The 7,654-nt window shown below is 40.0% G+C and carries 7 protein-coding genes; 2 read left to right on the top strand and 5 right to left on the bottom strand.

The window, feature by feature from the left end:
• Positions 1 to 64 precede the first annotated feature (64 nt).
• The 4 genes from cshA to FD16_RS12205 form a co-directional block, all read right to left on the bottom strand.
• Positions 65 to 1,585, bottom strand: a complete 1,521-nt coding sequence (gene cshA / locus FD16_RS12190) for a degradosome RNA helicase CshA (protein WP_010623186.1) — start codon at positions 1,583 to 1,585, stop codon at positions 65 to 67.
• Positions 1,586 to 1,725: 140 nt separating this feature from the next.
• The gene (locus tag FD16_RS12195) at positions 1,726 to 3,102 is read right to left on the bottom strand and encodes a UDP-N-acetylmuramoyl-tripeptide--D-alanyl-D-alanine ligase (protein WP_010623187.1); all 1,377 of its coding nucleotides are present in this window, start codon (positions 3,100 to 3,102) and stop codon (positions 1,726 to 1,728) included.
• 368 nt (positions 3,103 to 3,470) lie between these two features.
• On the bottom strand, positions 3,471 to 4,367 hold the full coding sequence (gene htpX / locus FD16_RS12200; protein ID WP_010623188.1) for a zinc metalloprotease HtpX: 897 nt from the start codon (positions 4,365 to 4,367) through the stop codon (positions 3,471 to 3,473).
• A gap of 13 nt (positions 4,368 to 4,380) precedes the next feature.
• On the bottom strand, positions 4,381 to 4,944 hold the full coding sequence (locus FD16_RS12205) for a LemA family protein (protein ID WP_010623189.1): 564 nt from the start codon (positions 4,942 to 4,944) through the stop codon (positions 4,381 to 4,383).
• A 111-nt stretch (positions 4,945 to 5,055) separates the two neighbouring features.
• Here FD16_RS12205 and FD16_RS12210 point away from each other — a divergent pair, with 111 nt between their 5' ends.
• Positions 5,056 to 5,526 (top strand): low molecular weight protein-tyrosine-phosphatase, encoded by a 471-nt coding sequence (locus FD16_RS12210; protein WP_010623190.1) that lies wholly within the window; start codon positions 5,056 to 5,058, stop codon positions 5,524 to 5,526.
• On the opposite strand, the gene FD16_RS12215 is transcribed toward FD16_RS12210, so the two are convergent.
• On the bottom strand, positions 5,523 to 6,233 hold the full coding sequence (locus tag FD16_RS12215; protein ID WP_010623191.1) for a class A sortase: 711 nt from the start codon (positions 6,231 to 6,233) through the stop codon (positions 5,523 to 5,525). The two genes, FD16_RS12210 and FD16_RS12215, sit on opposite strands and share 4 nt — an antisense overlap.
• A 177-nt stretch (positions 6,234 to 6,410) precedes the next feature.
• Here FD16_RS12215 and FD16_RS12220 point away from each other — a divergent pair, with 177 nt between their 5' ends.
• On the top strand, positions 6,411 to 7,631 hold the full coding sequence (locus FD16_RS12220) for a multidrug efflux MFS transporter (RefSeq protein ID WP_056938571.1): 1,221 nt from the start codon (positions 6,411 to 6,413) through the stop codon (positions 7,629 to 7,631).
• Positions 7,632 to 7,654 lie beyond the last annotated feature (23 nt).

Below are 7,654 nucleotides of genomic sequence, written 5' to 3' on the forward strand. Positions count from 1 at the left end.
TTTATATCAGTACTTCTTGACGAAGAACCAACAGATGAAAACGTCGAAATTACAAAAGTGCTAACTATCTTTTATGGATATTGTATGAATGACGATTTGAATGGCCATTCCCATGTCCGTCGCTTCTGTGTCCACCTTCTGGGCGATGACTGCCACCACGACGATGGTTATTTGAATTACCACGGTATCCGCCACCATTGCGGCCACCATGCCCACCATTACGACTGTAACGACGATTACGATCATTGCCACCATGTTTGCGACGTGGTAATGGACGTTCAGGAGTAATCTTAACAGGTACTGCATGTGCATCATCACGCGTGATATCATTCAACAATGCAGCAACAAGATCAACAGCTTCATGTTTGTTTAATAATTCATTAGCTTCGTCAACATACTTCTCGTTGTCAGTTCTGTTAATCAACTCTTCAATTTGGCCAAGTGCACTAGCTACTTGTCCCTTAAATGCTTCTTCTTCCGAAGGTGGCTTCAGGGGCAACATGCGAACCTTGGTCAACTTTTCAATTTCACGAAGGTAATCCATTTCGTTTGGTGTCACGAAAGTCAGTGATACACCATGATGTCCGGCACGACCCGTACGGCCAATCCGGTGCACATAACTATCTGGATCTTGTGGAATATCATAGTTGTAAACGTGTGTAACACCAGAGATATCTAATCCACGAGCTGCCACATCGGTAGCAACCAGTATATCAATCTTACCTGCTTTGAAGCGATTCATAATTTGTGTCCGACGTTGCTGAGTTAGATCTCCATGAATACCAGCAGCATTGTAGCCACGTGCAATTAATCCCTTTGACAATTCGTCAACACGACGCTTGGTGCGACCAAAGACGATTGTCAAATCTGGATCCTGAACATCAATCATACGTGTCATGATGTCAAATTTTTCAAAGTCACGGGAACGAACATAGTATTGATCAATCAATTCTGTCGTCAGTTCCTTAGCCTTAATTTTAACTTGTTTAGGATCCGTCATGAACTGAACACCGATTTTTTTGATTTCTGGCGGCATCGTTGCTGAGAACAGCAAGGTCTGACGCTTTTCTGGTGTTTGCTTAATGATTGATTCTATATCTTCCAAGAATCCCATGTTTAACATTTCATCGGCTTCATCTAATACCAGGGTCTTTAGGTTGGCCAATTTAACAGTACGACGATTAATATGGTCTAATAATCGTCCTGGGGTTCCTACTAAAATTTGTGGGTGGTTCTTCAGGTTGTTAATTTGGCGACGAATATCAGCGCCACCATATACAACCTGGACTTTTGCGTGCTTGTCTTTACCCAAACGATATAATTCTTCCTGTGTTTGAATAGCAAGTTCACGGGTTGGTGAAATAATCAAAGCCTGAATATCAGGATTTTCGGTGTCAATATGTTCGATAATTGGCAATCCAAATGCGGCAGTTTTACCAGTACCGGTTTGGGCCTGGCCGATTACGTCCTGGCCATCTAAGACCATTGGAATCGTTTGTTCCTGAATTGGTGTTGCTTCTTCATAGCCGCTACGTTTGATTGCTTTTAATAGGCTATCTGATAAGCCTAATTCACTAAACTTCAAAAATGTTTCCTCCTGTTATGAGCGTCATCATCCTAGCAAAATCCGTTGCATCAACAGATGGTGACTAACTGTTCAAAAATATACAACCTTGCTAGTATACAAGCTTAAAACTCAAAGTGCAACAAAAATGTCTTAAAGCTTTACTTGGTTAAGGAGTCTAAAACCGTTTCCAAATGAAGCCCATGGCTGGCTTTAAGCATGACAGCATCTTTTTGCGATAGAAAATCGAGTAAGTCACTGGTCAATTGATTTTTTTGTTCTATGTCATAATGATGTAAATGATCTGCACCATAACGTGACGTCAATTCAGAGTACAGAGACTTCATTTGAGGCCCAATCAGATAAACATCACTAATTGAATTTGGACTAATTTCGCTTTCTAACGATGCATGTAGGTGCGGTGCCGCATCCCCCAATTCCAGCATATCACCAAGCACTACCACTCGGCGACCTTCAGTTGGCGTTTTAGCAAACGCATGTAGAACTTGTTTTGCAGCGGTCGGATTAGAATTATAAACATCACTAAGAATTTGCTCGCCTGCAGTGCCGTTAATCCATTCTGCACGGTTGGCAGTCAATTCTACGTTTGCTAGTGCATTTTTCATGTTTTTGGTTGAAATATGCAATATTTGACCTACTGTCATTGCAGCCAATGCATTATTGACGTTATATTCACCCATCATTGGAATGGTGAACGTGTCTTCCGGCCAAACATTGACATGAAATTCGATTTCATGAGTCTTTGCGTTAACGCTGGTGGCGTATAGGTCATTACTTAGCTGACGACCAAACTTACGCAAGACTTGTTTTAAATCAGTCGTTCTTTCGTTCAGTAAGGGCTCATCACCATTGTACACAAGCGTTCCATCTTCTTTTAATCCGTGCGTAATCTCCATTTTTGCATCTGCGATTTTGTCACGTGTACCAAAGAATTCAATGTGTGCCTCACCAATCATGGTGATAACGGCAATATCGGGATTTACCATATTACTCAAGAAATCTAATTCGCCGAAATGATCCATGCCCATCTCAACCACTACTGCTTCAGTATTGGGTTCCATTCCCAGCAGTGTCATTGGGACGCCAATTTGATTATTGAAATTGGCGTAAGTCTTAGTAACGTTCATTTGTGTGCTCAGAATAGAAGCAATCATATCTTTAGTGGTTGTTTTACCATTGCTTCCCGTAACTGCCACTACAATCGGATTAATCTTGTGTAAATAATACTTCCCTAGTTCCTGCAAAGCTTTCAATGGATTATCAACCACCAACACTGGCTGATCTTCACTGGTTGTTACACTGTGATCTTCCGCCCATAGCGTAGCAGATGCTCCGTTGTCAAAAGCTGAACTGGCAAAACGATGTCCATCAGTTTGTCCTTGTAAAGGAACAAATAATGCTCCCCCAACTAAATTGCGACTATCAAATGCGACACTAGTGATTTCAACGTCTTGCCACTTCGAAATATCATTTTTGACAGCGATCGCTTTCGCGATTTCTGCTAATTTCATTTTCATAAAGTACAGGCTCCTCTTTCTATAGCTCTCAAATATATTCCGTAATACAACCCCGTTATTATAGCATGGATGGAACAACAAAATTAATTTTTTTGATAATTGAATTAATCACGGACGGAATAATGCTCAGTGATATTAAATTTTGTCAAAATTCAAATGTACGAATTTTAAAATTTAATAATCTTACATTTGGGCTAACTTTTAAGTGATTTGCCAAACTGCTGACCAGCTATCTGGTAACTATCACAGCACTTTATGGGATTATTTTCTTCTATTATCTTGAAACAAGAAACTAAAGGATTGACGGATTAAATAACAATAAAGCCGACAACCTTGAACATAAGGTTACCGACTTCATTGTTATATAACTACATCTTTCTCAACCTCTCAATTCGATCCTCCATTGGCGGATGAGTATCAAATAGGTGAGCAAAAGACTTTTTCTTTTTTAATGGATCACCGATATACATCGCTGCACTACTAGCATCTGCTTTTTTCATCGGCTGAGCCGTTGAAATCTTTTGAAGTGCTGATATCAATCCCTGTGGATTTCTAGTCAACTCAACACTTCCTGCATCTGCCAAGTACTCACGATTTCTGGACAGCGCCATCTGGGCAATGGTTGCTGCAAGCGGCCCCAAAATTATGACCAGGATCGAAAGCATCATCATAATGATCTGGATATATCCGCCGCCTTCGTTATCACGTCCTCGACGGCCACCGCCCCACCAAAAAGAGTTAAAACCAATGTTTACAAGAACGGATACCACGGCTGACAATGCTAAAGCAATTGTTTGTAACCGAATATCGTAATTCCTAACATGAGTCATTTCATGGCCCATGACACCTTCCAACTCTTCACGATTTAGGCGTTCTAGTATTCCGGAAGTTGCTGCAACAGCGGCATGTTTAGGATCATTCCCAGTAGCAAAAGCATTAGGACTAGGATCATCGATAATATAAACTCGAGGCATTGGAACCTGGGCAACCATCGCCATGTCTTCAACAATATGCCACAATTCCGGTGCTTGATCCTCGCTTGTTATTTCATGTGCGTGGTTCATGCTCATAACTACTGAGGTTGACTGACTAATCATAATCAACATGTAAATTCCGCCAATTACAACCGCCATTATTATTCCCAAAATTGAACTGTCATAAAAAACATACCCAATTGCCGCACCAATAGCCGTTACTAGCAACAAAAAACCAATCATTACATAAATGGTTCGTCGCTTATTTTGAGCAATTTGTTGATACAACATTTACAACACCCCATTAGTCATCAAATGAAACCTTCGGCGCTGCCTTTTCTTCTTCGGGCACTTCCAAGTAAGCAACTTGCTCAAAGTGATGAATCTTCGCTACAATGTTACTTGGAAATGATTGAATCTTAATGTTTAGGCTGGCCGCAGTTGAATTAAACAATTGTCTAGAGTATGCAATCTTATTTTCTGTATTGCTTAGTTCTTCCATCAGCTTAGTGTACTCTTGGCTAGCCTTCAAATCAGGGTAATTTTCTGACAAAGCAAAAATACTCTTCAACGAACTAGTCAGTTGGTTCGATACGTCCATCATTTGTTGATGATCATCTGCTGGAATCTGAGTCATTTGATTTCTTAAAGCAACGACTTTTTCCAACGTACCTGATTCATACTTGGTATAGCCCTTAACAGTCTCCACCAAATTGGGAATCAAGTCATTCCGGCGTTTTAATTGAACATCTATCTGGCTCCAAGATTCTTGTGTGTGAGTGCGGACCGAAACCAATCCGTTATAAATTCCGGCATAAATGGCAATCAAGACCACAATCACGACAATTACAATAATTGTTGTTAACATAGCTACATCCCCCATTCTTGTCTACTATTACTATCTTAACTAATATGTACGATAGTTAACAGTGGAATGCACGAGATTAAAGAAAATTAAATAAATAAAGGAGATTATTTTATGACTAAAGTTTTATTTGTATGTTTAGGAAACATCTGTCGTTCACCAATGGCAGAAGCGATGTTTCGTAAAATGGTATCAGATAATGGCCTAAGCTCCAAAATTACAGTCGATTCGGCAGGAACCAGCAATGAAGAGGAGGGCAATCCCATGCACCCGGGCGCCCGCAAAATAATGCATAAGTACAATTTACCAACTGACGGTCTAATATCACGTCCGCTGAACTACAATGACTTCGAAAATTCAGATTACATTATTTGTATGGATGATATGAACATGCGTCACACTAAGCAAATGTCTCCGATTGAGGATCAGAAAAAAATCCACGCAATTTTTGATTTAATTCCAAATAAAAAAGGCCAGGAAATTCCTGACCCTTGGTATACCCATCGTTTTCAAGACACCTATGACAGCCTAGCATCAGCTTTACCATCATGGCTGAACTTAATCAAAACCAACCTTAATCATTAATCCGACGTGTTAGTAAATTTAGCACTAAGCTGTTTTTGAACTTGTTTTGGTGCATCTTTAAATTTCATAGTTTTTTGCAAGCGCCCACGCACCATCAGCCGATTTTTCCCTTGTGCGTCACACGTAATAAGTGTCACTATGTTTCTATGGGGCGTATTTTTAACAACATCTAGGCGAGTTGCCTTAATGAAGGTACGCTTATAGATTCGGTACTGATAAACATGATTTAGGTCAGTGATATATATTTTCTGACCAACTGCACTTTTTCTATACAATGGCGTGAACAATATATTCTTCGTGTGCATATTGTGGCCCGCTAAGGCGTAGTTACCCTTGCCCATTTTCATATCTGCACGCATCGTGCCAGCTGCTAAAGCTAACGTAACATTAGAAACACCTTTGGCGATCGGCAAATTCATTTTGATTGCTGGAATTGATATTTCACCAATCACATTGATTTTTTGCTTGTTCATTTGGGCACTGGCTACAGTCTGTAAATCAAGTGATTTAACCTTGCTAAAATTGTAGTTACCTTTTTTAGAATTACTTTTTTTAATTGTTTGACGGGTAACCTGCGGCTGATATCTTGAAATCATCCAACTTTTAATCTGTTCATTAAAAATCAGCCCTAGAGATATGAGGATCAGAATAGTAAAAAATGTGGTCCCCAACCATCGTCTTAATTTGCCCCGCTTTTTATTGTTCATAATGACCTCCCGCGCCATAAATGATTGTATCGCTAAGAAAATTGATGTAACATTATTCGGTTACAGTAATTAAGTTACACCAAATTTAGTGCCGATATACGTTCTTTACAAACTAAGTATACCTAAAACTAATTTAAAAGAAAGAAGTATACATTATTGAAGACAATAAAGCGTAAAATGTTTCGTCCGAGAGCAACGTGGGAAAAGAACCTAATTGTTTTGTGGTTCAGTGTTTTTGCTACCGGAATGGCATTTTCTGAGATCATGCCATTCATGTCACTATTTGTCGACACCCTTGGAAACTTCACTAAAAGCCAGCTTAATTTTTATTCCGGCCTTGTATTTTCAATTACTTTTCTAGTTTCCGCAGTGGTATCCCCAATTTGGGGAAAAATGGCAGATCATTACGGCCGTAAACCAATGATTTTACGAGCCTCCTTAGGTATGGCGATTGTTATTGCAGCTGACGGACTCGTTTCTAACGTCTGGCAATTGTTTGCATTGCGATTTATTCAGGGTATTTTTACCGGTTATGTCAGTAATGCTAACGCACTGCTGGCAACTGAAACACCCAAGGAAAAAAGTGGTCAAGCCCTTGGCACATTGATGGCGGGTTTGACTGGCGGTAGTTTAATCGGTCCGCTATTAGGCGGGTTTCTTGCGTCCGCATTTAGTTATCGAATCACTTTCTTTATCACAGGAGGGATTCTTCTGGTTGTGTTCATTACCAGCGTTTTATTTGTTCATGAAACTGACTTCAAACCAGTTCCTGCCAAAAAGCTTACCAATACTCGTGGTGTAATCAAGGCATTAAAAGATCCACAAATGATCTTTGGAATGCTACTGACAACGCTGATCATTCAAGCAACCAACAATTCAATTACTCCTATAATTTCATTGTATGTTCGGGAATTGATGCATCACAGCGGTAATGTGACCATGGTAAGCGGGGTTGTCGCTGCTGTGCCAGGAATTGCCACCATGGCAGCGGCACCAATTTTCGGAAGATTGGGAGACCGAATTGGTACCGAGAGAATTTTAAGTATTGGATTCATTCTTGCAATCTGTTTCTTCCTGCCAACGGCCTTTGTTACTAATGTCTGGCAACTTGGAATTTTGCGCTTCTTAGTTGGTATTTCAGACGCAACAATGATCCCACAGGTTCAAACACTCCTCGCTAAAAACACGCCGGTAGAGGTAACTGGACGAATTTTTAGTTGGAATCAAAGCTTTCAATACATTGGTAATGTTGTCGGTCCAATGATTGGTGCCTATGTTTCTGGAATTTTTGATTATGGTGGTGTATTCATCGTCACCGCCATTCTCGTATTGTTGAATTTTATTTTATTTCGAATTAACGTTGCTAATAAGGCTTCTAATAAAATCAGACAATCATAACCACCCGTAAAACGGGTGGTTTG

This window comes from Paucilactobacillus suebicus DSM 5007 = KCTC 3549, from assembly GCF_001434475.1.
Lineage (GTDB): Bacteria > Bacillota > Bacilli > Lactobacillales > Lactobacillaceae > Paucilactobacillus > Paucilactobacillus suebicus.

Coding starts and splice junctions, on each gene's coding strand:
- htpX (WP_010623188.1), bottom strand. CDS start 4,367: ATGTTGTATCAACAAATTGCTCAAAATAAGCGACGAACCATTTATGTA.
- FD16_RS12195 (WP_010623187.1), bottom strand. CDS start 3,102: ATGAAAATGAAATTAGCAGAAATCGCGAAAGCGATCGCTGTCAAAAAT.
- FD16_RS12215 (WP_010623191.1), bottom strand. CDS start 6,233: ATGAACAATAAAAAGCGGGGCAAATTAAGACGATGGTTGGGGACCACA.
- FD16_RS12210 (WP_010623190.1), top strand. CDS start 5,056: ATGACTAAAGTTTTATTTGTATGTTTAGGAAACATCTGTCGTTCACCA.
- FD16_RS12205 (WP_010623189.1), bottom strand. CDS start 4,944: ATGTTAACAACAATTATTGTAATTGTCGTGATTGTGGTCTTGATTGCC.
- FD16_RS12220 (WP_056938571.1), top strand. CDS start 6,411: ATGTTTCGTCCGAGAGCAACGTGGGAAAAGAACCTAATTGTTTTGTGG.